Annotated in this window: 26 protein-coding genes, 1 tRNA gene and 1 riboswitch; of the genes, 8 read left to right on the top strand and 19 right to left on the bottom strand. The window is 63.8% G+C overall.

Annotated elements, in window-relative coordinates; all coding sequences use genetic code 11:
* Positions 1-65 precede the first annotated feature (65 nt).
* Both FJ964_RS27915 and FJ964_RS27910 read left to right on the top strand, forming a co-directional pair.
* Entirely contained in the window at positions 66-449 is a 384-nt protein-coding gene (locus FJ964_RS27915; protein WP_140553675.1) for a RidA family protein, read from the top strand.
* Positions 450-504: 55 nt separating this feature from the next.
* The gene (locus FJ964_RS27910) at positions 505-1,305 is read left to right on the top strand and encodes a creatininase family protein (protein ID WP_140553673.1); all 801 of its coding nucleotides are present in this window, start codon (positions 505-507) and stop codon (positions 1,303-1,305) included.
* A gap of 4 nt (positions 1,306-1,309) precedes the next feature.
* On the opposite strand, the gene FJ964_RS27905 is transcribed toward FJ964_RS27910, so the two are convergent.
* Together FJ964_RS27905 and cobD are read right to left on the bottom strand one after the other, a co-directional pair.
* A complete protein-coding gene (locus FJ964_RS27905) occupies positions 1,310-1,819 on the bottom strand; it encodes a tyrosine phosphatase family protein (RefSeq protein ID WP_140553671.1) in 510 nt (169 codons plus the stop codon).
* Positions 1,816-2,862 carry a threonine-phosphate decarboxylase CobD gene (gene cobD, locus FJ964_RS27900; RefSeq protein ID WP_140553670.1) on the bottom strand — a complete coding sequence of 349 codons (1,047 nt, stop codon included), beginning with the start codon at positions 2,860-2,862 and terminating at the stop codon, positions 1,816-1,818. The genes FJ964_RS27905 and cobD overlap by 4 nt, the downstream gene beginning before the upstream one ends.
* Here cobD and cbiB point away from each other — a divergent pair.
* A complete protein-coding gene (gene cbiB, locus FJ964_RS27895) occupies positions 2,861-3,832 on the top strand; it encodes an adenosylcobinamide-phosphate synthase CbiB (RefSeq protein WP_140553668.1) in 972 nt (323 codons plus the stop codon). The genes cobD and cbiB overlap by 2 nt on opposite strands.
* Here the strand turns inward: cbiB and cobO are convergent.
* Genes cobO through FJ964_RS27875 form a run of 4 tightly spaced genes read right to left on the bottom strand, consistent with a single transcriptional unit; the run spans position 3,829 to position 5,951 of the window.
* A complete protein-coding gene (cobO, locus tag FJ964_RS27890; protein ID WP_140553667.1) occupies positions 3,829-4,443 on the bottom strand; it encodes a cob(I)yrinic acid a,c-diamide adenosyltransferase in 615 nt (204 codons plus the stop codon). The genes cbiB and cobO overlap by 4 nt on opposite strands.
* Position 4,444: 1 nt before the next feature.
* Positions 4,445-4,960, bottom strand: a complete 516-nt coding sequence (gene cobU / locus FJ964_RS27885; protein ID WP_140553665.1) for a bifunctional adenosylcobinamide kinase/adenosylcobinamide-phosphate guanylyltransferase — start codon at positions 4,958-4,960, stop codon at positions 4,445-4,447.
* The gene (locus tag FJ964_RS27880; RefSeq protein ID WP_140553663.1) at positions 4,953-5,756 is read right to left on the bottom strand and encodes a CbtA family protein; all 804 of its coding nucleotides are present in this window, start codon (positions 5,754-5,756) and stop codon (positions 4,953-4,955) included. Before FJ964_RS27880 ends, cobU begins: the two co-directional genes overlap by 8 nt.
* A 15-nt stretch (positions 5,757-5,771) precedes the next feature.
* Complete coding sequence (locus FJ964_RS27875) at positions 5,772-5,951, bottom strand: CbtB domain-containing protein (RefSeq protein ID WP_027026005.1); 180 nt, start codon at positions 5,949-5,951, stop codon at positions 5,772-5,774.
* Positions 5,952-5,986: 35 nt separating this feature from the next.
* Positions 5,987-6,185, bottom strand: a riboswitch (cobalamin riboswitch).
* A 134-nt stretch (positions 6,186-6,319) separates the two neighbouring features.
* Here FJ964_RS27875 and FJ964_RS27870 point away from each other — a divergent pair.
* Positions 6,320-7,489, top strand: coding sequence for an aromatic ring-hydroxylating dioxygenase subunit alpha (locus tag FJ964_RS27870; RefSeq protein ID WP_140553661.1), 1,170 nt, complete (start codon positions 6,320-6,322; stop codon positions 7,487-7,489).
* A 3-nt stretch (positions 7,490-7,492) separates the two neighbouring features.
* Here FJ964_RS27870 and FJ964_RS27865 read toward each other — a convergent pair whose 3' ends face one another.
* The gene (locus tag FJ964_RS27865) at positions 7,493-8,692 is read right to left on the bottom strand and encodes an MFS transporter (RefSeq protein ID WP_140553660.1); all 1,200 of its coding nucleotides are present in this window, start codon (positions 8,690-8,692) and stop codon (positions 7,493-7,495) included.
* Between the two features lie 231 nt (positions 8,693-8,923).
* Between FJ964_RS27865 and FJ964_RS27860 the strand changes: the two genes are divergently transcribed.
* Positions 8,924-9,928 carry a DUF1624 domain-containing protein gene (locus FJ964_RS27860; RefSeq protein WP_140553658.1) on the top strand — a complete coding sequence of 335 codons (1,005 nt, stop codon included), beginning with the start codon at positions 8,924-8,926 and terminating at the stop codon, positions 9,926-9,928.
* A complete protein-coding gene (locus FJ964_RS27855; protein WP_140553656.1) occupies positions 9,925-10,401 on the top strand; it encodes an isoprenylcysteine carboxylmethyltransferase family protein in 477 nt (158 codons plus the stop codon). Before FJ964_RS27860 ends, FJ964_RS27855 begins: the two co-directional genes overlap by 4 nt.
* Before the next feature lie 251 nt (positions 10,402-10,652).
* Here FJ964_RS27855 and FJ964_RS27850 read toward each other — a convergent pair whose 3' ends face one another.
* From FJ964_RS27850 to FJ964_RS27840, 3 genes are all read right to left on the bottom strand, one after another.
* Entirely contained in the window at positions 10,653-11,039 is a 387-nt protein-coding gene (locus tag FJ964_RS27850; RefSeq protein ID WP_006203215.1) for a MerR family DNA-binding transcriptional regulator, read from the bottom strand.
* A 125-nt stretch (positions 11,040-11,164) separates the two neighbouring features.
* A complete protein-coding gene (gene mgtE / locus FJ964_RS27845) occupies positions 11,165-12,583 on the bottom strand; it encodes a magnesium transporter (RefSeq protein ID WP_140553655.1) in 1,419 nt (472 codons plus the stop codon).
* A 195-nt stretch (positions 12,584-12,778) separates the two neighbouring features.
* Positions 12,779-12,863, bottom strand: a tRNA-Leu gene (locus FJ964_RS27840).
* A 180-nt stretch (positions 12,864-13,043) separates the two neighbouring features.
* On the opposite strand from FJ964_RS27840, the gene lipB reads away from it, so the two are divergent.
* Positions 13,044-13,787, top strand: coding sequence for a lipoyl(octanoyl) transferase LipB (gene lipB / locus FJ964_RS27835; RefSeq protein WP_140553653.1), 744 nt, complete (start codon positions 13,044-13,046; stop codon positions 13,785-13,787).
* 16 nt (positions 13,788-13,803) lie between these two features.
* On the opposite strand, the gene FJ964_RS27830 is transcribed toward lipB, so the two are convergent.
* Entirely contained in the window at positions 13,804-15,051 is a 1,248-nt protein-coding gene (locus tag FJ964_RS27830) for a site-2 protease family protein (protein WP_140553652.1), read from the bottom strand.
* Positions 15,052-15,471: 420 nt separating this feature from the next.
* On the opposite strand from FJ964_RS27830, the gene FJ964_RS27825 reads away from it, so the two are divergent.
* A complete protein-coding gene (locus tag FJ964_RS27825) occupies positions 15,472-15,669 on the top strand; it encodes a hypothetical protein (RefSeq protein WP_140553650.1) in 198 nt (65 codons plus the stop codon).
* Positions 15,670-15,782: 113 nt separating this feature from the next.
* Here the strand turns inward: FJ964_RS27825 and FJ964_RS27820 are convergent, their stop codons facing one another.
* From FJ964_RS27820 to nuoN, 8 genes are all read right to left on the bottom strand, one after another.
* A complete protein-coding gene (locus FJ964_RS27820) occupies positions 15,783-16,466 on the bottom strand; it encodes an ABC transporter ATP-binding protein (RefSeq protein WP_181172638.1) in 684 nt (227 codons plus the stop codon).
* Complete coding sequence (locus FJ964_RS27815) at positions 16,463-17,749, bottom strand: lipoprotein-releasing ABC transporter permease subunit (protein ID WP_140553647.1); 1,287 nt, start codon at positions 17,747-17,749, stop codon at positions 16,463-16,465. The genes FJ964_RS27820 and FJ964_RS27815 overlap by 4 nt, the downstream gene beginning before the upstream one ends.
* Entirely contained in the window at positions 17,746-19,074 is a 1,329-nt protein-coding gene (gene proS, locus FJ964_RS27810; RefSeq protein ID WP_140553645.1) for a proline--tRNA ligase, read from the bottom strand. The genes FJ964_RS27815 and proS overlap by 4 nt, the downstream gene beginning before the upstream one ends.
* 633 nt (positions 19,075-19,707) lie before the next feature.
* Positions 19,708-19,992 (bottom strand): DUF1467 family protein, encoded by a 285-nt coding sequence (locus tag FJ964_RS27805; protein ID WP_140495592.1) that lies wholly within the window; start codon positions 19,990-19,992, stop codon positions 19,708-19,710.
* Positions 19,989-20,393 carry a methylmalonyl-CoA epimerase gene (mce, locus tag FJ964_RS27800; protein ID WP_140553643.1) on the bottom strand — a complete coding sequence of 135 codons (405 nt, stop codon included), beginning with the start codon at positions 20,391-20,393 and terminating at the stop codon, positions 19,989-19,991. The genes FJ964_RS27805 and mce overlap by 4 nt, the downstream gene beginning before the upstream one ends.
* Before the next feature lie 100 nt (positions 20,394-20,493).
* Complete coding sequence (locus FJ964_RS27795) at positions 20,494-22,164, bottom strand: ribonuclease J (RefSeq protein ID WP_140553642.1); 1,671 nt, start codon at positions 22,162-22,164, stop codon at positions 20,494-20,496.
* 94 nt (positions 22,165-22,258) lie between these two features.
* Positions 22,259-23,080 (bottom strand): biotin--[acetyl-CoA-carboxylase] ligase, encoded by an 822-nt coding sequence (locus FJ964_RS27790; protein WP_140553640.1) that lies wholly within the window; start codon positions 23,078-23,080, stop codon positions 22,259-22,261.
* 4 nt (positions 23,081-23,084) lie between these two features.
* Positions 23,085-24,521, bottom strand: a complete 1,437-nt coding sequence (nuoN, locus tag FJ964_RS27785) for an NADH-quinone oxidoreductase subunit NuoN (RefSeq protein ID WP_140553638.1) — start codon at positions 24,519-24,521, stop codon at positions 23,085-23,087.

Here is a 24,521-nt window from a genome sequence, read left to right as displayed (position 1 = left end):
CATGCACCGCCATCTTGATGGTACGAGGCATCCGGTCCTAGGCTGCCAGGAGACAGGAGATTGCCATGTTCAAATTTCTGAAGCCAAAGTCGATCAAGCCGCCCTTTGCGCGCTACAGCCACGGCGTCGAGGTGCCGGCTGGAAAGCGTCTGATTCTGTGCTCGGGCCAACTCGGCATCCGTTTCGACGATTTCGTTCCGGAAGACGCCGGCGCCCAGGCCGAGCTTTGCTTCGCCAACATAATCGCCATTTTGGCCGAGGCCGGATTGGGGCTGAAGGATATTGTGCGCATCAACGCCTTCGTGACCGATCGCGGTCATCTCCAATCCTACATGGATGTCCGCAACAGCCTGTTCTCCGATCCCGCACCGGCCTCGACGCTGATGATCGTATCGGGGTTTGCCCGGCCGGAATTCAAAGTCGAGGTGGAAGTGCTGGCGGCGGGGTGATCGACAGGCAGTCCATCCCGCGCTAGGTCTGCCCGGACAATTGAAGAGGCACGACATGACTGCGAAAAAACGCGTGTGGTGGGGCGACTACCGGACAACCGAATATGCCTCGATCAATCCTGAGGCGACGATCGCCGTGCTGCCGGTGGCGGCGATCGAGCAGCATGGACCGCATCTGCCTGTCTCGACCGATACTTCGATCATGAACGGCATGCTCGACACGGTCATCGCCCGCCTGCCCGACGATCTCGACATCCGCATCCTTCCGGTCCAGGCGGTGGGCAAATCGAACGAGCATCTGCATGCGCCGGGCACCCTCACGCTGCCGGCGACGACGCTGGTGGAGGCCTGGACCGAGCTTGGCGTTTCGATCGCGCGGGCCGGCGTGCGCAAGCTGGTCGTCGTCAATTCGCATGGCGGCAATGAGGAGATCATGGGCATCGTCACGCGCGAATTGCGGGTGCGCGAAAGGATGCTGGCGGTCAAGACCAGCTGGCAGCGCTTTGGCCGCCCGGCCGGCATGTACACCGAACTCGAAGACCGCCACGGCATCCATGGCGGCGACGTCGAGACGTCGCTGATGCTGCATTTCCGGCCGGATCTGGTCGACGTGAGCAAGGCCGACAATTTCGTGTCCAATGTCGCGAAGGCCGAGAAGGAATTCTCGCTGCTGCGCCACACCGGCACCCATGCCTTCGCGTGGATCGCCAGCGACTTGAATCCGAACGGCGTGGTCGGCGACGCCAGCATCGCGACCCCTGAAAAAGGCCGGCTGACCGCGGAATATCAGGCCGACGGCTTCATCGGCCTGCTGCGGGATGTTCGTAAGGCGAAGCTGGCAGACTGGCTGAAGTAGCCGCCTAAATATCGATCTTCAGTTCGAAGGGCGTGCCCTCGAAAGCGTCGGCGCCGCGCCCGATCGCTTCGATCGCCGCGATCATGCGGCCGCCGCGTGCGAGCAAGGCATCGGCCACCGCGATCAGCCGCGGATTGGGCGTCGCCGATGGCGACAGCATCCGCAACGTCCGGGCCAGTTCGGCCTCGTTGCGTTTCGGGGCCAGCGCGGCGGCGATGATATAGGCGGAGGCTGTCGAGCGGCTGATGCCGGCATAGCAATGCACCACCATCGGTCTTGCCCGGTCCCAGCGGCGCGCGAAATCAAGCAAATTTCGCACATGCTCCTCGCCCGGCATGGTCATGCCATCCTGCGCCACCGCGATGTCGTGCATGACCAGGTGCAGATGATTTTCCCTCATGATCGAGGCCGGGCGGAGCACATCGGTACCCGCTGCCAACAGCGACAGCAGCCGCTCGGCGCCGGTCCTCGCCACCGTTTCCTCTACCTTTGCCAGCGAGCAGACATGGATCATGGTTTGATACCTTTTGCTCGATCCTCGCGCCGCATCGCCCATTCGGCAAGGGCGGATTCGAGCCGCTGCCACTCCTCGTCGTTTCCCGGCAAGCCGGCCCGCAGGACGTGCGGGCGGTCGGTGAAATGGCGAAGCAGGATGCCGCGTTCGCCAAGCGCTGCAAACAAGCCGGCGGCCTCCGGCAGGCTGAAATAGCGGAACAATGTGGTGCCGCCCGCGACAGGCACGCCGAAACGACCGAACAGTGCGTCGAGTCGAGCCGATGCCTCCGCCAGCGACGCGCGCATTTCGTCCTGCCAGCCGATATCGGCAAGTGCGCGAATGCCATATTCCAGCGCCGGGCCGGCGACAGCCCAAGGTCCGAATTGCATTTCAAGCCGTTGGGCCGTCGGCGCATCGGCAAGCGCAAACCCAAGCCGCAGGCCGGCCAGCCCGAAAAACTTGCCGAACGAGCGCAGCACGACGAGCCCGCCCTGGCCGACATCGCCGGCAAGGCTGTGTTGGCGCGGGCCGACATCCATGAACGCCTCGTCGACGACCAGCAGCCCGCCCCTGGCATGCAAACCGGCGGCCAGCGCCAGCAGCCGGTCGCGCTCGACGATGCGCCCATCCGGATTGTTCGGATTGACCACGATGGCAAGGTCGGCGTCCGCCAGATCAGCGAAATCCCCGACTTCGGTCACCTCGTGCCCCGCGATCGCCGCCGCGCGGGCATGTTCGGCATAGGTCGGTCCTAGAACGAGCGCCCTGCCCGGTGCGACCAGCGAAGCCACGCGCGGCAGCAGGATCTGCGTGCCGGGCGCAGTCACGACGTTGGCAGGCGCCGGCGCGCCGTAGGTGCCGGCCGCGATCGCCGTCAGCTCACGCGCCCGCCCCGCTTCCGGCAATCGCGACAGCGAGGTGGCGGGCAGCTCGAAAAGCGGGTAGGAGTGCGGATTGATTCCGGTCGAGAGGTCGACGAAAGGCTGGGGGGCGTTGGGGAAAAGCGCCCTTGCCCGGCCGAGACTTCCACCATGGTCCACCGCTCCTTCAAGAAGCTTCATGTCAGTCCTGATCGCTTTCCTGTCATTGGCCATCGAATCCGCGCTGGGCTACCCCGACTGGCTGTTTCGCGCCATCGGCCATCCCGTGACGTGGTTCGGCAGGCTGATATCCTTTCTCGATCGCAGGCTCAACCGCGCCACTGATCCCGACGCACTGCGTCGCCAACGTGGTGTCCAGGCGCTTCTGGTCATCGTGCTGGTGCCGGCGCTAATTGGCCTATGCGTGCAGATCCTGCTCTGGTTCGTTCCCCTGGGACTGTTCATCACTGCCCTTCTGGCGACATCGTTCCTGTCACAGCGGAGCCTTTATGAGCATGTCGAGGCCGTCGCCGACGCGCTCGACTCGGGCGGCCTCGACATGGGCCGCGCCGCCGTTTCGCGCATCGTCGGCCGCGATCCCGAAACCCTCGACAGGGCCGGCGTCTGCCGCGCCGCGATCGAGAGCCTGGCCGAGAATTTTTCCGACGGCATCGTTGCCCCCGCTTTCTGGACGGGCGTCGGCGGCCTTGCCGGCGGCGCCGCCTACAAGGCCGCGAACACCGCCGATTCGATGATCGGCCACCGCACGCCCCGCCACGAAGCGTTCGGCAGGGCAGCGGCACGTTTCGACGACTGGATCAACCTGCCTGCCTCGCGGCTGACGGCGCTGCTGATCGCGTTGGCGGCTTTCCTGGTCAAGGGAGCCGATCCCCGCAACGCGTGGGCTGCGGTGCAGCGCGATGCGAAAAAGCATCGCTCGCCCAATGCCGGGTGGCCGGAATCGGCGATGGCCGGCGCACTCGGCCTGGCGCTCGCCGGGCCGCGAAGCTATGGCGGCGTAACGGTCGACGACGCGTTCATGGGCGAAGGCGGCCGGCGCGAAGCCGACAGCATCGACATAAGGCGGGCGCTGAAACTCTACCGCGTCGCCGACTACCTGCTGATCGCGCTGTTCGGGTTGGTTTCGCTGCTCGCGATTCTGGCGTTCTAGAACTCTATCCCTTGCTGCGCCTTCACACCCGCCGAGAAATGATGCTTGGTCACGCCCATCTCGGTAACGAGATCGGCGGCTTCGACCAGCGCCGGCTTGGCGTTGCGACCGGTGACGACGACATGCAGGCCTTCGCGACGCGCCTTCAGCGCCGCAACCACTCTGTCGAGATCGAGATAATCGTAGCGCAGCGCGATATTCAGCTCATCCAGCACCAGCAGGCTGATCGACGGATCGGCCATCAGCTCAAGCACCTTGCTCCATGCGGCTTCGGCCGCGGCGATGTCGCGCTTCAAATCCTGCGTCTCCCAGGTGAAACCCTCACCCATCGCGTGCCAGACGACGCGGTCGCCAAAGGCGGCGAAGGCGTCCTTCTCGCCGGTGTGCCACTTGCCCTTGATGAACTGTACGACGCCGACCCGCTTGCCATAGCCGAGCATTCTGAGCGCAAGACCAAAGGCGGCTGTCGTCTTGCCTTTGCCCGGGCCGGTATTGACGATCAGCAGCCCCTTCTCGATCGTCTTGGCCGCCACCTCGGCATCCTGCACCGCCTTGCGCTTGGCCATCTTGGCGCGGTGGCGCTCTTCGTTCTTTTCGTCGATATCGGTCATCTCATTTCACCTTGAGCGGCAGCCCCGCCACCATCAGCAGCACAGTATCGGCGACTGCGGCGACCTGCTGGTTGAGCCGGCCTGCGGCATCGCGAAAGCGGCGCGCCAGTGCATTGTCCGGCACGATGCCTTGGCCGACCTCGTTTGAGACCACGAACCATGGCCCGCGCGCCCGCGACAGCACGTCCGCCAGCCGCCGGCATTCCAGCTCGAGGTCATGTTCGGCCAGCATATGGTTGGTCAGCCACAGCGTCAGGCAGTCGACCAGAACCGGCTGATTATCAGGCAACGCCTCCAGCGCGCCGGCGAGATCGACCGGCGCGTCGATGGTCGTCCAGCCTTCGCCGCGCCGCGAGCGGTGCAGCGCGATGCGTTCGCGCATCTCCTCATCATAAGCTTGCGCGGTGGCGATATAGGCCCATGGCGAGGGCAGCGCCGTCATGAGCGTTTCGGCATGCGCGCTTTTGCCGGAGCGCGCACCGCCGATAATGAAGGTCAGCTTACCGCGATCACGCAAAGCTGTCGCGCAGGCTGGTCGCGGTGCCGGTGAAGCGTCCGCGCACCACGCCGACGACGGCGCCGAGCACCACCCAGAACACCAGATTGGTCACCGTCACCGCCACCACGAACTGGTGATGCAGCCCCTCCGGGATCGCCGTCTCGTAGCTGTCGGGCTGCGGCGCGCCGACAATATGCGGCGCCACCATCAAGGCCACGGCGAGGATCGCCAGCGGCAGCGACTTGCGGAAGGCGATCAGGCCAAGGCCGGTCGCCGTTGCCGCCACCGTTGCCCACCACCAGATCTGGCGTTGGGTGAGGTCGGCCGCGGGCATGGCCGGCAGTTCCGGCGGCAGGCCAAGGCCCGGCGCCAGCGTGAACACGGCAAAGCCAGCCAGGCCCCAGAACACGCCCTGGCGCCAGTTGCCGATGCCGCCGGCGAATTCGGAGACCGCGACCAGGATCAGCGCGAAGCCGATGCCGGTGACGATATTGGCAAGCACGCTGAAAGCGAAACGTTCGAAACCGTCGGCCGGCGCCCAGCCTTCGTCTTCCGCCGCCGGAGCGGCTGCTTCCGCAGGCGCGGGCGCGGCCGTGCTCATGGCATTTCCCGCCGGGGCGGCGGAGCTCATGGCGTTGGTGTCCGTTGCAGCCGGCGCGGCATGGTCGTGGTGATGGCCGCCGCCGGCCTGTTCGTAGACTTCCGCCTTCAGGATCAGCGGCACGGTGGCATAGGCCTGCATGCAGGCGAGAACGACGCCGGCCACGAGCCCTGCGATCGCCGCGATGAACACGACGTTGCGAAACAGGTTCATGATGTCAGATCCCTATCAGTGGCAGGGAAACGCCATCGAATGACGATAGTCGTGCGCGGCATTGTGGACCGCATCGATATGCGAGAAGCCGACGAAGCCCATCACGAAAAGGCCCAGGAATCCAGCGAGAGCGAGCTGCATCAAGCGGGACTGCGAGGAAACGGAGGCGCCGAGCGAGACGGAAGCGGTATTCATGTCTTGTCCTTTCGCCCTCCACCCGAGGGCATCGAAGTCAGTTTCCTGTCGCCGGCAGGTCTCCTGGCTCGCGGATCAGCGCCCTTCCCCACCTTCCCGAAGAAAAAATCTTCAGTGGCATATGGAGAGGACTACCGCACACAGTTGCGGGGGCAGCCACGGCATTGGGCAGAAAATCTGCCCGCACCGCATTCCCTCTTGGCTCCAATCGGAACCGACGACGAGTGTGACTATAGGGAAAATCGCAGCATCCGGCAAACCAAATTCCGACGACGACAAGCGCTTTAGCGCCGTCCGGCCGCCTGCTCCGCTGCAATTGACAATTTCCGTGGCCGGGTGTCGGCTGCCATCCTCACAGGAGGCCAGCCATGCAGCCCGTCCAGAGCCAGCACGCCCCCTATAACGGCCTCACCCGGGCCGAGCCGACATTGCCGTCCTCGGCCTATTGGGATGCAGCTGCCTACCAGCGCGACCTCGACGCCATCTGGTACAGGAACTGGCTGCTCGTCTGCCGTGAAGCTGATCTCGCCCAACCGCTGGCTTTCCGCACCTTCCGTGTCGGCACTCAGGAGATCGTCGTGCTGCGCGACGACACCGGCGAACTGCGCGCCTTCCACAACACCTGCCGGCATCGCGGCTCGCAGCTTTGCCAGGAAAGTGCTGGCCGGTTGAAGGCGCGGCTGATCACCTGCCCCTATCACGCATGGTCCTATTCGCTGCGCGGCGATCTCGTACGCGTGCCGTCGAAAATGCTGCCCGACGGTTTCGACAAGGCGGACCATCCGCTCTATCGCGTCGCGCTGTCGGTCTGGCGCGGCTTCGTCTTCGTCAATCTCGCGGAAGATGCCGCCGGCTCGGCGCACTCATCCTTCGACCCGGCCTCCGGCGATCTCGGCAACTGGCCGCTGGAATCGCTGGCATCAGGCCATGTGCTGCGCAAGGTAATGAACTGCAACTGGAAGATATTCTGGGAAAACTTCAACGAATGCCTGCACTGCCCGGGCGTCCACAAGGACCTGTCGCGACTGGTGCCGATCTATGGCCGCGGCCTGATGGGCCGGCACGACGATCCCGAATGGGTCCGCCACGCTGACAATGACGCGCCGGAGTTTTCCGGCGGGCTGCGGGCGGGTGCCGAAACATGGTCGCGTGACGGTCAGGCTCATGGGCCGGTCTTTTCGGGCCTGACACCGGCCGAGCGCGCCGCCGGCCAGACCTATGCCACCAGCCTGCCCTCGATGTTCATCGTCGGCCACGTCGACTATGTAAGGTCCGTTCGGCTGGTGCCGCTTGGCCCCGAACAGACCGAGTTGACCGCCGAATGGCTGTTCGCGCCCGACGCGCTCGCCGCCACCGACATCGACAATATCGTCGGTTTCGGCACCCAGGTGCTGGAGGAGGATGCCGCGATCTGCGAGGTCAACCAGAAAGGGCTGCGCTCTATGCGCCACAAGGCCGGCGTGCTGATGCCGGAGGAATACGACCTTCACCGCTTCCACGACTGGGTACGCGAACGGCACGCTGCGCTTGTGCCGTAAGCTTCACAGCGACTTCGGCAGATAACGCCAGTTGACATAGCCGCAGACCGCCGCAAGCAGGCCGAGCGTGACGAAAACCGAGCCGAGGCCGAAAAAGGCCAGCACCACCGAATAGACCAGCGGCGGCGTCAGTTCGGAAAAATCGAGATAGGTGCGGTAGACCGCAGCCATCTGCGCGCGCTCGTAAGAGCGCACCGAGCGCATGAAGGCGGTCGAGCCCAGCGCGTCGAGCGCAATGGTGAAGAAGGCGCCGCACAGCAGGAAGGCGCCGGTGATGAGCGGCGCGCTTTCGCCGACGGCACCCGCCGCCAGCAGCATCGCCGACATGGCGAAATAGGCAAATGTCATGGTCCTGCGGCCACCGAAGCGCTTGCCCGCCTTGCCCCAGAAAATCGCCATGAACAAAAGCGCGTTGCCCGCCGAAACCAGAATGCCGCCGGCCAGTTCGCCCTCACCGGTGATGACCATGAACAGCGGTCCGTAGACGAAGAAGGTCGTCCAGAAGCAGGAGCGGCCGAAGGCAATCAGCCAGGCCAGCCTCAGCCTCGGCTGCGCGACGAAGCGGCCGATATTGGCGAGCGGATTGACCGGGCGCGTCTTGCCCGGCCGGATCGAGGGATTGTCGCCGAGCCGGTAGGTCCAGAACAGTGCCAGCAGGGCCAAGGCGAATACGGCGACCGCGCCATGCGCGGCATAGATGCCGAAGCGCGTGTAGAGAAAGATGCCGAGCGTCGGCCCACCCGTCCAGGCAAACATCGACCACGCCATGCGCAGCGATTCGGCCTGCATGAAATCGGTCTTGCGGATGTGGTCCATGATGTAAAGGTTGAGCGTGATCGACAGCGCGCTGGCGCCCATGACACGGCATAGCATGCCGGCCAATTGCCCGGCGAGCGTATGCGTAACGAAGAACAACGAGCCGATCGCCAGCAGGCAGGCGCCCGCCGTGTAGACCCAACGCCGGGCGAAGCGCTGGATCAGCATCGGCATGAACAAGGTCACCGACAGGCCGAGCATCGCCACGATGGTGTAGAGGATCGAGACGATCTGCTCGTTGTGGAGGATCTCGTAGGCCTGGATCGGGATGACGCTCGACACCGTGGCGCGAGCGAAGGATTCGACCGCGTAGAGCGAGGCGAAGGTGCGGGCATCCGCGGCCTTGAGGGCCGGTAGCCAGATCGGATGGCGCACATGCGTGGACATTGCTTCCCCAAAGCAGAATCACCGGCCAAATCTGCGGCCATCATTTCGTGGCCGGTAACAGGAAACCGACGTGCCCCGGTTAAAACGAAGCCGGTCAAAGGCTTTCCCGTGCTGGCCTAAAGAGGTGCCTGACGCAGCGCCGGCTGACCGTCCGTATCGAAGCTCACGGCCTTCTTTTGTCCGGCGTAACCGTGATAGTCCTCGTGCGGGGCTGAATCAGATCGCGAGACCATGAGCATCCAGACGCCGACCATGCCCGCCGCGGAGTTGCCGAAGACCAAGCGCATCGTCGCCATCGACATGCTGCGCGGCATCGCGCTGATCGCCATGGCGAGCTACCATTTCACCTGGGACCTGGAATTCTTCGGCTACACCGATCCCGGCCTGACCGCCTTCGGCTGGTGGAAGTTCTATGCTCGCTGCATCGCCTCGACCTTCCTGTTCCTGGTCGGCGTCAGCCTGTATCTCGCCCATGGCAAAGAGATCCGCTGGAACGGCTTCTGGAGACGCTTTGCCATGGTCGCCGGGGCGGCGATCGCCATTTCGGTCGCCACCCGTATCGCCACGCCGGACGGGTGGATCTTCTTTGGCATCCTGCACCAGATCGCGCTGGCGAGCCTGCTTGGGCTGGCATTCCTGCGTCTGCCGGCGCTGCTCACACTGCTGATCGCCGCGGCGGTCATCGCCATTCCCTTCTATTTTCGGCTGGAATCGTTCGATCACCCCTTGCTGTGGTGGGTCGGCCTTTCCGCGGTCAACCCACATTCCAACGACTATGTCCCGTTGTTCCCGTGGTTCGGTGCGGTGCTTGTGGGCCTCGGAGCGACCAAGCTCGCCTCCGGCTTCGGCGCCTTGGCGCGCCTGGCGGATGTGGCGCCCGGGCGCTGGTCCTACCCGCTGGTCTTCATCGGCCGGCATAGCCTGGCCTTCTACCTGATCCATCAGCCGCTGCTGATCGGCAGTGTCTGGTTGTTCTCGCAAGTAATGCCGGCCAAGGTCGAAACCCCGCAGGTGAACTTTCTAAAGACCTGCCAGATCTCGTGCGAACAGCAGCGCGACAGCAAGTTCTGTTCGAGCTATTGTGGGTGCATGCTGGACACGCTGGAGGACGAGGCCACGCTTGATCGGCTCTACAAGGACGACCAGACCGCCGAATGGAGAGCGCATCTGGCGGATCTCGCCGGCACCTGCACGGCCCAGACCGACAGCAAGATGACGGAGGAAGGTGTCGAATGACCGAGACCCCGCCCAAACCTGGGCTGATACCATGGCCGCCGCTGATCTACATCGCCGCCATCGGCATCAGCATCGCGCTCGGCCTGCTCTTTCCCCTGCCCTGGATCGGCGACCTTCTGGGCGACCTCCTCTACGCGGCCGGCTGGGTGGCGCTGTTCGGCGTCGCCGCACTGTGGTTCACCGCCATCCGCACCATGACGCGGGCCAAGACCACGCTCAACCCCAACGCCGTGCCGGACCATCTCGTCACCTCGGGTCCATTCGGCGTCAGCCGCAACCCGATGTACCTCGCCAACACGCTGCTGTTGATCGGCGTTGCCTTCATCTCCGGGATCGTCTGGTTCCTGCCGTTCGCCTTCATCGCCGCCTTCGTCACGCAGAAGGTCGCGGTGGAAAAGGAAGAAAAGATGCTGGCGGCAAAGTTCGGCAAGAAATACCGCGACTATGCCAAACGAGTGCGGCGCTGGATTTGAGCATCTGAATACCGGCTGCCAGAGCCATATCGGGAAGATGGACAGTTTCCGATTTGTGGCGGAGATCAACAAATTGTCGACGTCGGCGCCGTCCCTCACCTGCCGACCGGCATCCTCTCCCGTATAGTGACGGGGAGAGGAGCGCTGTCATCGGCGGTTTCGCCAATCGCCAATGTTGCAGGAAGGAGGCCGAGGTTACGGCCAGCCCCCTTCTCCGGTCATTATACGGAGAGAAGTGCCCGGGAAGGCCGCTACGTGTTCACGCCCAGCTCGACCAGCCGCTCGACGCAGGATTCCTCGGCCTGATCGAGTTCGGCCAATGTCTCCTCGAGGTCGCGACGCTTTTGCCTCAGATCCTCGCGCTTTTCCTCGATGCGCTTGATCATCAGCTTCAGCTGGCCGACCTCGCCGGGCGGCTCCTTGTACATCTGGATGATTTCGCGGATCTCGTTGATCGAGAAGCCGAGCCGTTTTCCGCGCATGATCTGCCGGATCAGGTGTCGGTCGGATGGACGAAACAGCCGCGTGCGGCCCCGCCGCACCGGCTGCACCAGCCCCTCGTCCTCGTAGAAGCGCAACGTCCGCGTCGACACGTCGAATTCGCGCGTCAGCTCGGTGATCGAATAATATTCCCGCATTCTCACCCCATAGCCGGAGATTGGCGATTGCTGCTCTCCGTCCGCCCCAGACCTGCCGGAATCGGCCGCAGTCTGCCTGTCGCCGAGCCTCGCACGGCATTTACGTAAAAGTCAATTGAGCCGAATCAACGGACTCCGAACCACCACGTGGCAAGGCCGAGAAAGGCGAAGAAACCAACGACATCGGTGACCGTGGTGACGAAGACCGCCGAAGCGACCGCAGGATCGACCTTGAAGCGGTCGAGCAGCAGCGGGATCAGGATGCCGGCAAGAGCCGCAACGAACATGTTGATGATCATGGCCGCGGCGATGATGCCTCCGAGATTGGCATCGCGGAACCAGACGGCGGCGACGATGCCGATCAGTATGGCGAAAACGATGCCGTTGATGAAACCGACGCCCATCTCGCGACGGATAATGCGACCGGCATTGTAGATGTCGAGATCCCTTGTCGCCAGCGCCCGCACGGTAACGGTCATGGTCTGCGAGCCGGCATTGCCGCCCATGCCGGCCACGATCGGCATCAGCACGGCAAGCGCCACGATGCGCTCGATCGTGTGGTCGAACAGGCCGATCACCGATGCCGCGAGGAAGGCGGTCAGGAGATTGACAAGCAGCCATGGAACACGCGAACGCGAGGTCGAAAAGATGCTGTCGGAAAGCTCTTCGTCGCCGACGCCGCCCATGCGCAGGAGATCTTCCTCGGCTTCCTGCTGGATAACGTCGACGACGTCGTCGATGGTCAGCACGCCGACCAGCCGCTCGTTCTCGTCGACGACGGCGGCCGACAGAAGGTCATATTGCTCGAACTCCCGCGCGGCCTCTTCCTGGTCCATCGTGGCCGGAATGGCATGCCGCGTCTCATGCATGACCTCCTCGACCTTGACCGAGCGCTTGGTGCGCAGGATCTGGTCGAGGTCTATGGCGCCAAGCAGCTTGAAGCTCGGGTCGATGACGAAGATCTGGCTGAAGCGGTCGGGAAGGTTCTTGTCCTCGCGCATGTAGTCGATGGTCTGGCCGACCGTCCAGAACGGCGGCACCGCGACGAACTCCGTCTGCATGCGCCGCCCGGCGGTCTCCTCGGGGTAGTCGAGCGAGCGGCGCAGCCTGATGCGCTCGGTAAACGGCAGCTGCGACAGGATCTCGTCCTGGTCCTCCGGTTCGAGGTCCTCGAGGATGTAGACAGCGTCGTCGGAATCGAGTTCCTGCACCGCCTGGGCAATCTGCGCGTTGGGCAGATTGTCGACGATGTCCATGCGGATCGCCTCGTCGACCTCGGTCAGCGCGGAAAAATCGAAGTCGGCCCCCAAAAGCTCGACAAGGGCGCGCCGCTGGTCGGGATGCAGCGCCTCGATCAGGTCGCCCATTTCCGACTGGTGCAGGTCGTCGACCTCACGCTTGAGCGTGAGCGTATCGCGGTCGGCGATCGCCGCGCCGATCTGGGCGAGAAAGGACGAAAGGACAGCGCCGTCCTCACCGTAGATGTCGGCGTGGTGTTCGTCAGCGATCCCAGCGCCGGTCGTCCGTTCGTCCTGGCCTTCCACCAGCGCCTCCCGCCATTGCAATCCTGGAAAAGGTGCGTCTCAGGTCTAGAACATCGGACCCGAAAGTGGAAACCGGTTTCGGGAAAATCCGACGCTCAAAAAGAAACTGGCGTAACGCGCGGGAATATCAAACGAAATGCGCGGTGCCCGTAGGGCTGGAGGTGCCGCTTCAAATGAGATTCTGGAAAGAGAGAATGGTGCGGTCGAGAAGACTCGAACTTCCACGGGTTGCCCCACAGCGACCTCAACGCTGCGCGTCTACCAATTCCGCCACGACCGCACGTGGTAGGAGCCGGAACCGACCGGCTCGCGGCGTGTAGCAAATCGTTTCCGGCGAAACAAGTGCGCCCCGAGCATTTAATCGCTGGGAATTGCCATAACGGATCAAAGCGCCAAAATGCACCGCGAACTGGACGTTTCGGCCCGATATCGCCATATGGAGTACAACAAGAGACACCCCATGCCAGAACGCAGCCAGATCGCCACGTCGTTCCTGCCTTTGCCCGGTTCGGCGCCCGTCGAATGGGCGATCGAGCCCGGCCTCACCGCCTACCCTGAGGCGCTCGCCTTCATGGAGGCTCGCGCCGAAGCGATCCGCAGCGGAGCCGCCGGCGAGATGGTCTGGCTGGTCGAGCATCCGCCCCTCTATACCGCCGGCACCAGTGCGCGCAGCGAGGACCTGATCGACGCCAACCGGTTCCCGGTGTTTTCGGCCGGCCGCGGCGGCGAATACACCTATCATGGGCCGGGCCAGCGCGTCGCCTACGTCATGCTCGACCTGAAACGCCGCCGCGAGGATGTGCGCGCCTTCGTCGCCGCCCTCGAACAATGGATCATCGGCACGCTCGCCGCCTTCAACGTCAATGGCGAGCGCCGTGAGGATCGCGTCGGCGTCTGGGTGGTGCGGCCCGATCGCCCTGCCCTGCCGGACGGCTCTGCCGCCGAAGACAAGATCGCCGCCATCGGTATTCGGCTCAGGCGCTGGGTGAGTTTTCACGGCATCGCCATCAATGTCGAGCCGGACCTCGGCCATTTCAGCGGTATCGTGCCGTGCGGCGTGCAGGACCACGGCGTCACCAGCCTCGTCGATCTCGGGCTGCCGGTGACGATGGCCGATCTCGATCTGGCGCTGAAATCAGCGTTCGAGGATGTCTTCGGCCCGGCTACGGCCTTGCCGTTGGTAACAGTCCGCGAGGCCGGCTGAACGCTTCCCGGACAGCTCAGATCAGCCGTGCCGACGCCCAGAGCACTCCATAGCCGTGGATGACGAACACCGCCAGCAGCGCCCCGGCGATGACGAAACGGTCGGCTGTCCGGATCGGCTTCAGTTCGTGGCGCGGCTTCACCCCGCTGCCCGCTGTCAGAAGGCTGAGGATTGCAAAGACCGCGCCGGCCGCGAGCAGAAAGCCAATGGAAAAGCCGGCCTGCCAGCCAAGCGCCAGGAAAGCCGAGAGCAGGAAGAAGGAGGCCAGCGCCAGTGCGACCGGCCCCGGGCAGATCTGGCGCAGCACCTGGCCGCCATCGAATTTCCACACCGGCACCAGATTGGCGATGTTGAACAGGGCAGCACAGCCCGCCAGTGTCGCCAGCAATGTCGCGGTAAGCCAGTGCCCTTCCGCGCTTGCAAACGTACTGCCCATCATCGCCAACGGCACCAGGAAAGCAGAGAACCCGGCGCCCATCAGCGCCACGAACGCCACTTCGAAACGGCTGTCATAGGGCCGGCCGCCAATGGCGACGCCGCCGAGGAGCGGGATGAAGATCATGCGCGCCCTGCGATGGCCCATCAGGCGGAATGCCGCCATGTGGCCGAGCTCGTGCAGGGCGACAACGGAAGTCAGGATCGCGGCCAGCGCCAGCCCGCCGCGGTGAAGCCCGAAGAACGGCCACAGGATGAATGCCGAGAGAGCGGCGAAGCCGAGCTGGCTCAGCGGATGTTCGAACCAGCCGCCCTTGCGATACCGCCCTGTCCTGGCCCAGCCATCCAGCTTGGCGAGTTCGCGGCGCATGGCGAAATAGCGGAACACCAGGAATGCCATGCCGCGGTAACGGTCGGTCTGGGTGAGCGTCACCCGGGTGGCCCCGCCAATCGAGACCAACTGCGCGGTTTCCCGATAATGCGCCCAGAAAGACGGGTCGAGCGCCGCGTCCTCGATGACGCGCATCGAAAAGCACCTGCCGTGCACGACATTCTCGAGCAGGGCCTTGCGTTCGATCGGCTGGCCGTCCCGGCCCTCCCAGGACATCCTGGTGCGGACCAGTCCCTCAGCCAGCATCTCCGCCGAGAGGATTTCGCCGGACCAGCCGGCATTGCTCCCGAGCGGCCACAGCGCCTGCCACAGGCGCTGCCGGTCGGCCGCGACCGTGCGGCTGAGCCTGATGGTGCGCAAACCAAGCGGCACGCTCATCAGGAGAAAAATCAGCCCGAGATTGCTGGCCACGAGGAAGGCGGTGACGATGGGCGACACGCGGCGCTCCTGCTTTCAGGAGCGATACCCTAGCGCCATGGCGGCAAGAAAGGCTTAACGGCAAAGCGGACTTTCGTCCGCCGTAACGGCGACGGCAGACACCGTCACCTCACATGGCTCCGATCCAGATCGCCATGGAAATGAGGAAGGTGCTCATGCAAACCAGCGAGACGACATCCTGAACCAGATCGGTCATAACTCTCTCCTGTTGTTGATATGTTCGCAATTTGTTCTAATTTTGTTTCAAGGTCAACGAGCAGAATCGTCCGCAGCCGGAATTTTCGAGCGATCAAACCGGCACGGTTAAGAAAAGGTTGATGGCGCGGGACCATCAACAGGTCAGGAAGATGTCGGCGACGCTGTCGTCCCTTGGCGTATGGGATGAGCGCCTGCTTGCACTCAATCCTAGTCGAGACAATAGTGGGTAAGCTGTACGGCTACCGAGTGATGGACGTGGGGCAACACGAAGGCGCCAATCAAGCTGATCGCTGGCGAAAGCGCATGAGACAAGGCCGCCGGTGGCGCCTCTCGCGCAACTTTGTAACCTGGCTGCTCATCCTGGGGATGATCGCGATCTCATCCACCCTGATCGCACTGAAGGCTCATTGGCGGTTCTGATCCTGAGGGACTCCCGGAGAGATCAGCATCCCTGACGGTAAACCAAACTCGCGGAAATCTCGCTGGACGTTGTTAAGGTTGGACCCAATCTCGCAGCGGACATCGAGGTGCCCTTAGAGCGGCACCACCTTGCCCTCTGCCAGGGTGACGCGCCGGTCCATGCGCTCTGCCAGCTGGTGATTATGGGTGGCAATCAGCGCCGCGAGGCCCGATTGTCGCACCAATGCCTCCAGCGCCTCGAACACATAGGAAGCGGTCACCGGGTCGAGATTGCCGGTGGGCTCGTCCGCCAGCAGCACCAGCGGCGCATTGGCGACCGCGCGTGCGATTGCCACGCGCTGCTGCTCGCCGCCCGACAGTTCGGACGGCCGGTGCGATGCGCGCTTGCCGATCTGCATGTAGTCGAGTAGCTGCGCCGCGCGCTCGGCCGCCTCCTTGCGCGGCAACCCTTTGATGAGCTGCGGCATCATGATGTTTTCCAGCGCCGAAAACTCCGGCAGCAGGTGGTGGAACTGGTAGACGAAGCCGACATCGTTGCGGCGGATCGAGGTGCGCTCGTCGTCCGATAGCCGGCCGCAGGCCCGGCCGGAGAGAATCACGTCGCCGGCATCGGGCCGTTCCAGGAGCCCTGCCGTATGCAGCAGCGTCGATTTGCCGGTGCCGGACGGCGCCACCAGCGCCACCATCTCGCCGCGCTTCAGCGAGAAGTCCGCGCCGTTCAGGATGGTGAGCTTGCGCGGCCCCTGGACATAGTGCCGCTCGACGCTCTTCAACTCGATAATGGCCTGCGCCATCACTCGTACCTCAGCGCTTCGACCGGATCGAGGCGGGCCGCCCGCCATGCTGGAAACAACGTCGCCAGGAAGGACAGGCCGAGCGCCATGATGACGACATAGGTCGTCTCGCGCGGATCCATTTTCGCCGGCAACTGGCTGAGGAAATAGAGCTCCGGATTGAACAGCACCTTGCCGGTCATCCAGGAGAAGAACTCGCGGATCGATTCGATGTTGAGGCAGATGACCACGCCGAGCAGCACGCCGGCGATGGTGCCGGTGACGCCGATCGCCGCGCCCGTCATGAGGAAGATGCGCAGGATGGCGCCGCGCGAGGCGCCCATGGTGCGCAGGATGGCGATGTCGTGCCCCTTGTCCTTCACCAGCATGACCAGCCCGGAGATGATGTTGAGCGCCGCCACCAGAACGATCAGGGTCAGGATCATGAACATGACGTTGCGCTCCACCTGCAGGGCGGAAAAGAAGGTCTCGTTGCGCTGCCGCCAGTCGACGAGGTCGATGGGTCGCTGCGCCGCCTCTTCCACCTTCGGTTTCAGCGCGTCGACGTCATCGGGATTGTCGACATAGATCTCGATCGTCTGGGCTCGCCCATCCATGTTGAAATAGAGCTGCGCCTCCGAAAAAGGCATGTAGACGATGGAGGCGTCATATTCCGACATGCCGACTTCGAAGATTGCCGCGATCTTGTAGCCCTTCATGCGCGGCGTCGTGCCGAGCGGCGTCACGTCGCCGTCCGGCGAGATCAGCGTGATCGTATCGCCGAGCGCCAGGCCGAGATTCTCCGCCATGCGCTTGCCGATGGCGACCCCCTCGCCCGTGTCGAAATCAGCGATCGAGCCTTGCTTGATATTGCTGGCGACGATGGCGATCTTTTCAAGGTCTTCGCCCCTGATGCCGCGTACCAGCGCGCCCGAGCCGCCGCCGATATTGCCTTGCGCCAGCACCTGGCCGTCGATCAGCGGAATGGCGTATTTCACGCCGGCCACGCCGTTGATGCGGCCGGCGACCTGCGCATAGTCCTCAAGCGGCGAATCCAGCGGCTGCACGATCAGATGGCCGTTGACGCCGAGAATGCGGGTGAGCAGCTCGGCTCTGAACCCGTTCATGACGGCCATCACCACGATCAGCGTCGCCACGCCCAGCATGATGCCGAGGAAGGAGATCGAGGCGATGACCGAGATCACCGTCTCCTTGCGTCGCGAGCGCAGATAGCGCCACGCCACCGTGCGTTCGAAGATGGAAAACGGTCCGGCGCCTGCCGGTCTCGCTGCCGCCGCCTCGCTCATGCGGCGGCACCGAAGCGTTTTTTCGCATCGGCGATCGGCAGCGTCACGCGCTCGCCGGTCTTGCGGTTCTTGATCTCGACCTCGCCGGCGGCCACGCCGCGCGGTCCGACGATCACCTGCCAGGGCAGGCCGATCAGGTCGGCGGTGGCGAACTTGCCGCCCGGCCGCTGGTCGGTGTCGTCATAGAGCACATCCTTGCCGGCGGCGGTGAAAGCTGCGTTGAGCTCATCGCAGACGCGGTCGCAGTCGGCGTCGCCCACCTTCATGTTGATCAGGCCGATATCGAACGGCGCCACCGCTTCCGGCCAGATGATGCCGTTCTCGTCATGGCTGGCCTCGATGATCGCCGCCACCAGCCGCGACGGGCCGATGCCGTAGGAGCCGCCGGAGGCGAAATGATCCTTGCCGTCGGGCCCGGTCACCTTGGCACCCATCGGCTTGGAGTATTTCTCGCCGAAATGGAAGATATGGCCGACCTCGATGCCGCGCGCCGAAACCTTGTCGCTGTCGGGAACCTCAGCCCAGGCCGCTTCGTCATGCATTTCGTCGGTGGCCGCGTAAGGCGTCGTCCAGGTCTTGACGATGCCTGATATCTCGGCGTCGTTGGAGAAATCGGTGTCGGCTCCGGGCACGCCGAGCGACAGATAATCGCGATGGCAGAACACCTGGCTCTCGCCGGTATCGGCCAGGATGATGAATTCATGGCTGAGATCGCCGCCGATCGGGCCGGTGTCGGCCCGCATCGGGATCGCCTGTAGCCCCATGCGGGTGAAGGTCCGGAGATAGGACACGAACATCCTGTTGTAAGCGGCTCTCGCGCCTTCGAAGTCGAGGTCGAAGGAGTAGGCATCCTTCATCAGGAATTCCCGGCTGCGCATGACGCCGAAGCGCGGCCGCACCTCGTCGCGGAACTTCCACTGGATATGGTAGAGGTTGAGCGGCAGATCCTTGTAGGACTTAACATAGGCGCGGAAGATCTCGGTGACCATTTCCTCGTTGGTCGGCCCATAGAGCATGTCGCGGTCCTGGCGGTCCTTGATGCGCAGCATCTCCTTGCCATAGTCGTTATAGCGGCCGCTTTCGCGCCACAGATCGGCCGACTGGATGGTCGGCATCAGGATTTCCAGCGCGCCGGCGCGGTTCTGCTCCTCGCGGATGATCTGGCAGACCTTGTCCAGGACCCGCTTGCCCAGCGGCAGCCAGGAAAAACTGCCCTGCCCCTGCTGGCGGATCATGCCGGCGCGCAGCATCAGCCGATGCGAGACGATCTCCGCCTCGCGCGGATTCTCTTTGAGGATGGGCAGGAAATAGCGCGACAAACGCATGGACTGGTCCGTGAATGAGGAGGCCGCGCCAGAATCGGTGCGACGCAGGCTTGCTTGCCCCGGCTTCATAGCCATTTCATGGCGCAATGGGAACCCGGACGCATCGACCCGGAAATCGGAAATTCAGCTTACGAACGGCGTGGCGCGCGGAAGGAAAAGGTTTTGAGCACCCCTCGCGCGCGCCGCGAATGCTGGACGATCGAAGGAGCCACGGTTGCATGAAACACCCTGCTGATGGTTTCCCAAGCAAAGGCTGCCACACTATTGTGCAGTGCAGCACGAGAATGCCCGTTTCAAGGCAAAATTCTTCGTGACATTTTCATTTCCGTTGGGCTAATGTGCCCCGATAACCGAGAGAGCAGAGAAAAATCTGTTCTCCTACGCGGTCAAAGTCTTGGGAGGATGCGATCTAGGCGCGGTTACTCGCTGCCGCCGGAAACCGGAAACAGATCGGACGCGTTTAAATTGCAAGGCCTTGTGCCTTGCATTTTTTTTGTGCAATCATCTGCTTAGCGCAATGCGTTGCCAAACCACCTTACCCCCGCGTCATGACTTTTGAAGCCTGAACGCATGCGCCGGCGCCGAATGGCGGCGCGACCTCGCCCGAAGCGCAAAAGCCCGGTTTGAATGCTGCTATTTTGCCGTGGCCTGGCCGAATTCCGGCACGATGTGCGGGATGTCGTTGAGGCTGTATCCCAGCCCGTGCGTCAGGCCGTAGAAAATGCCCATGAGCACCGCCGTGGCGACGGTGGTGCGGATCACCGCACGCAGCATATGCGGTCCGCGCGGCGCGCTCGGCACCGTGCCCAGCGTCACGTCACGATCGTCATCCTGCGTCCTGACGCTGAACGGCAGAACGGCAAACAGCACCACCCACCAGGTCGCGAAGAACAGTGCGGTGAACGAAACCCAGCTCATGATTGCTCCAGTTCGATCAGCGTGCCGAAGAAATCCTTCGGATGCAGGAACAGCACAGGCTTGCCATGCGCGCCTGTCTTCGGCTTGCCGTCGCCCAGCACCCGGGCGCCGGCCGCCTGGAGCCGGTCGCGCGCGGCAAGGATGTCGTCGACCTCGTAGCAAAGATGGTGCATGCCGCCCGACGGGTTCTTCTCGAGGAAAGCCGCGATCGGCGAACCCTCGCCGAGCGGCTCCAGCAACTCGATCTTGGTGTTGCCGACATTGACGAACACCACGGTGACGCCATGCCCCGGCAGCGCCTGCGGTTCGCTGACCTCGGCTCCGAGCCTGTCGCGATAGGAAGCGACAGCCGCGGCCAGATCCGGCACCGCGAGCGCGACATGATTCAGGCGTCCAAGCATAGAGCGCTCCGCTTTAGGGGAGTAAGGCAGTAGGGAACAAGACAGAAGAAAAGCAACGGCTCATTCTCCCTACTCCCCTACTGCCTTATTCCCCCATTCGTCACCGCGTGACGAATACAGTCACCAGCGGTTTCTTGCCCCAGGCTTCGTTGGCGGCGCCGCGTACGGCACGGCGTACCGCCTCCTGCACCAGGTCGAGGTCTTTTCGGCGCTGACGGGGGATTGAGTCCACCGCGCCGATTGCCGCATCGATCATCAGGTCCTCCAGCGTCTCGCCCCTGGCATCGGCCTCTGCAACGCCGATTGCGACCAGATCGGGATCGCCGGCGAGCTCGTACTTCTCGTCCAGCACCACATTGACCGCGACATGGCCGGCAAAGGACAGTTTGCGACGGTCGCGAATGCCCATCGCCTGGTCGGTGCCGATCAACCTGCCGTCCTTGTAGATGCGGCCGAACGGCACCTGGTCGATGATCGTGGCAGGGCCGGGAGCGAGCCGCAGCATGTCGCCGTCGCGCACCTGCGCCACCTGGCCGATGCCCGACGTCGACATCAGCGAGCCCTGCGCCACCAGATGCGCGGCCTCGCCATGCACGGGGACGCCGATCTGCGGCCGTACCCATTCATACATCTTGCGCAATTCACTGCGCCGCGGGTGGCCGGAGACATGCACCAGCGCATCGCCGTCCTCGATGATCTTGATGCCGAGATCGACCAGGCGGTTCTTGATTTCGAGGATCGCCTTCTCGTTGCCGGGAATGGTGCGCGAGGAAAACACCACCGTGTCGCCGGCCGTCAGCGACACCGACTTCATCTCGTCGCGCGACAGCTTGGCAAGGGCTGCCAGCGGCTCGCCCTGGCTGCCGGTGCAGATGACGACCAGGTTTTCGCGCGGAATGAAGCCGAAATCCTCCTCGGCGATGAACTCCGGCAGACCGTCCATGTAACCGAGTTCGCCGGCGACATCGATGACGCGCTTCAGCGAGCGGCCGAGCACCAGGCACTGACGGCCAGCATCCCGCGCCGCCTTGGCGATGGAAACGATCCGGCCGACATTGGAGGAGAAGGTGGTAACGGCGACGCGGCCCTTGGCGGCCTGTATAACCCCTTTCAGCCCCTCGCCGACCGCGACTTCCGATGGCGATTCGCCTTCGCGCATAGCATTGGTCGAATCGCAGACCAGCGCCAGCACGCCCTTGTCGCCATAGGCGCGGAACCGCGCTTCGTCGGTCTTGGGTCCGATCGTCGGCGCCGGGTCGATCTTCCAGTCGCCGGTGTGGATGACGGTGCCCGCCGGCGAGGTGATGGCCAGCGACATCGGCTCGGGTATCGAATGCGCGACCGGGATCGCCTCGAACTCGAACGGACCGACGGTGAATTTTTCGCCCGCGCGGTAGATGGTCAACGGGATCTTCGGCGCGCCCTGCTCGCCCTGGCGCTTGGCTTCCAGCAGCCCGGCGCTGAACGGCGTCATCCACACCGGCGCCTTGAGCCTCGGCCAGATATCGAGCAGCGCGCCATAGTGGTCCTCATGCGCGTGGGTGATCACGATGCCGCGCAGGTTGGCGATGTTCTCCTCGATGAAGCGCGTGTCGGGCAGGATCAGGTCGACGCCCGGATGCGCCGCGTCGGGAAAGGTGACGCCGACATCGATGACGATCCACTCGCGCGCGCTCGGCGGACCATAGCCGTAGAGAGCGAAGTTCATACCGATCTCGCCGACGCCGCCCAGCGGCACGAAGACGAGTTCGGCGTTTTCCGCTTTCGCCATGATTTTTTCCTTCCTGGCCCTCAGGCCAAGCCATTGAAGCAATTCCGGGAAAAGTCTGTAACGGTTTTCCGTCTGGAATTGCGCAAAAACAAAACTATGCCCGGGCGGATGCGACCGCGCCGAAATGCACATCGCCGGCGGCGATCGTCAAAACCGAGCCCTCATCGTCGCGGATCACGAAACGGCAGTCCTCGTCAATGGTCTCGAACACCCCGCGCACCACATTACCGTCAATTCTGACAGCAACCTCGCCGCCAAGCCCTGCCGCGCGTGCCAGCCAGCGCCGCCTGACGGCGGCAAGTCCGCGCCCGTCGTCCCACAGGCGGGCATTCTCGCTCCAGGCATCCGACAGCGCCAGGAACAGCGTTTCGGCATCGCATGCCGCACCCAATGCGTGAAGCGACGTCGCGGGATACGGCAAATCCTCAGGGTATGCCACAACATTGACGCCGATGCCGACCGCCACCGCGAAACGGCCGCCGTCCAGCATGGCCGATTCCAGCAAGATACCGGCGAGCTTGGCGCCGGAGGCGAGCACGTCGTTCGGCCATTTCAGCTCGAAACGGTTCTTGCCTTCGCTGCCGCCGTCGAGGCCGATGGCGATCCGGCCCTTCGGCACCACGGCGTCGAGCGCATCGGCCAGCGCCAGGCCGGCGACGAAACCAAGCGTCGCGGCGAGTCGAAGCTCGCCTCCGGTGAGGACGAGCAGCGTCGCCGCCAGATTGCCCTCGGGTGTCGCCCAGACGCGGCCGCGCCGCCCGCGCCCGCTTTCCTGTTTCTTGGAAACGACCCACAATCTACCGGGGTCGCCCGCCCGGGCATGATCCAGCGCCAGCGCATTGGTGGAGCCGACACTGTCATGCGCCTCCAGCCGGAACCCTTCCGACGCCGAGGTTGGAGCCAGCCGAAATGCCATCCCGTCAGAAAAATGTCTTGGCGGCGGCTTCGGCATAGGTGCCGATCGGCCCGCCGATCAGCACATAAAACAGCACGAAAGCGCCGGAGACACCGAGTACGAGGCGCAATTCACTGGCCATCGGCACGAAGCCGCCGACCGGTTCGTCGAACCACATGATCTTGATGATGCGCAGGTAATAATAGGCGCCCACTACCGAGGCCAGCACGCCGATGATCGCCAGCGCGTAGAGGTTGGCATTGATGGCGGCGAGAAAGACGTACCACTTCCCCCAGAAGCCGGCGAGCGGCGGGATGCCGGCCAGCGAGAACATCAGGATGGTCAGGATCGTCGCCATGATCGGGTTGGTCGAGGACAGGCCTGCCAGGTCGCTGATCTGCTCGACATTGCCTTCCTTGCGCCGCATGGCGAGGATGAAGGCGAAGGTGCCGAGCGTCATCACCAGATAGATCAGCATGTAGATTGCGACGCCGCGCACGCCGGCCTGGCTGTTGGCGGCAAGGCCAACCAGCGCGTAGCCCATATGGCCGATCGAGGAATAGGCCATCAGGCGCTTGATGTTGGTCTGGCCGATCGCCGCGAAAGAGCCGAGCGCCATCGAAGCGATCGAGATGAAGACGATGATCTGCTGCCAGTCGGAAGCGATCGGCTTGAACGCGCCCATGGTGACGCGCACGATCAGCGCCATAGCCGCCATCTTGGGTGCCGCCGCCAGGAAGGCCGTCACCGGTGTCGGCGCGCCCTCATAGACGTCGGGCGTCCACATGTGGAACGGCACCGCCGAGATCTTGAAGGCGAGGCCGGCCAGCACGAAGACCAGGCCGAAGACGAGGCCAAGCTGGCGCTCACCGCCGCCCAGCGCCGTCGCGATCTCCTGGAAGCCGGTGTTGCCGGTATAGCCATACACCAGGCTGATACCGTAGAGCAGCATGCCCGACGACAGCGCGCCGAGGACGAAGTACTTCAGGCCCGCCTCGGTCGAGCGCAGATTCTCGCGGTTGATCGCGCACAAGACATAGATCGCCAGCGACTGCAGCTCGAGGCCGAGATAGAGCCCGATCATGCCGTTGGCCGAGATCATCAGCATCATGCCGAGCGTGCACAGAAGGATCAGCACCGGATATTCGAACTTGTCGAACCGCTCCGCCTTGGCAAAGCGCATCGACATGATCAACGTCACCGCCGAGCCCACCAGCGCCAGCAGCTTCATGAAGCGGGCGAAGGAATCCTGGATGAAGGCATTGCCATAGGCGCTGCCCTGCCCGGTGGAGAAGATCAGCCAGGCGCCCGATATCACCAGCACGGCGACGGCAAGGCCGGTCACGGTGTTGGCGGTGTTGGCGCGCGAGTAGGCCCCGACCATCAGCAGCGCGAGCGCGCCGATGGCAAGGATCAGCTCGGGCGTCGAGAGCGACAGGCTGGAGAGAAGGTCCGGCGTCAT

Source organism: Mesorhizobium sp. B2-3-2 (assembly GCF_006442295.1).
In the GTDB taxonomy this organism is placed as follows: domain Bacteria; phylum Pseudomonadota; class Alphaproteobacteria; order Rhizobiales; family Rhizobiaceae; genus Mesorhizobium.
This window is presented reverse-complemented; position numbering and strand designations above follow the sequence as displayed.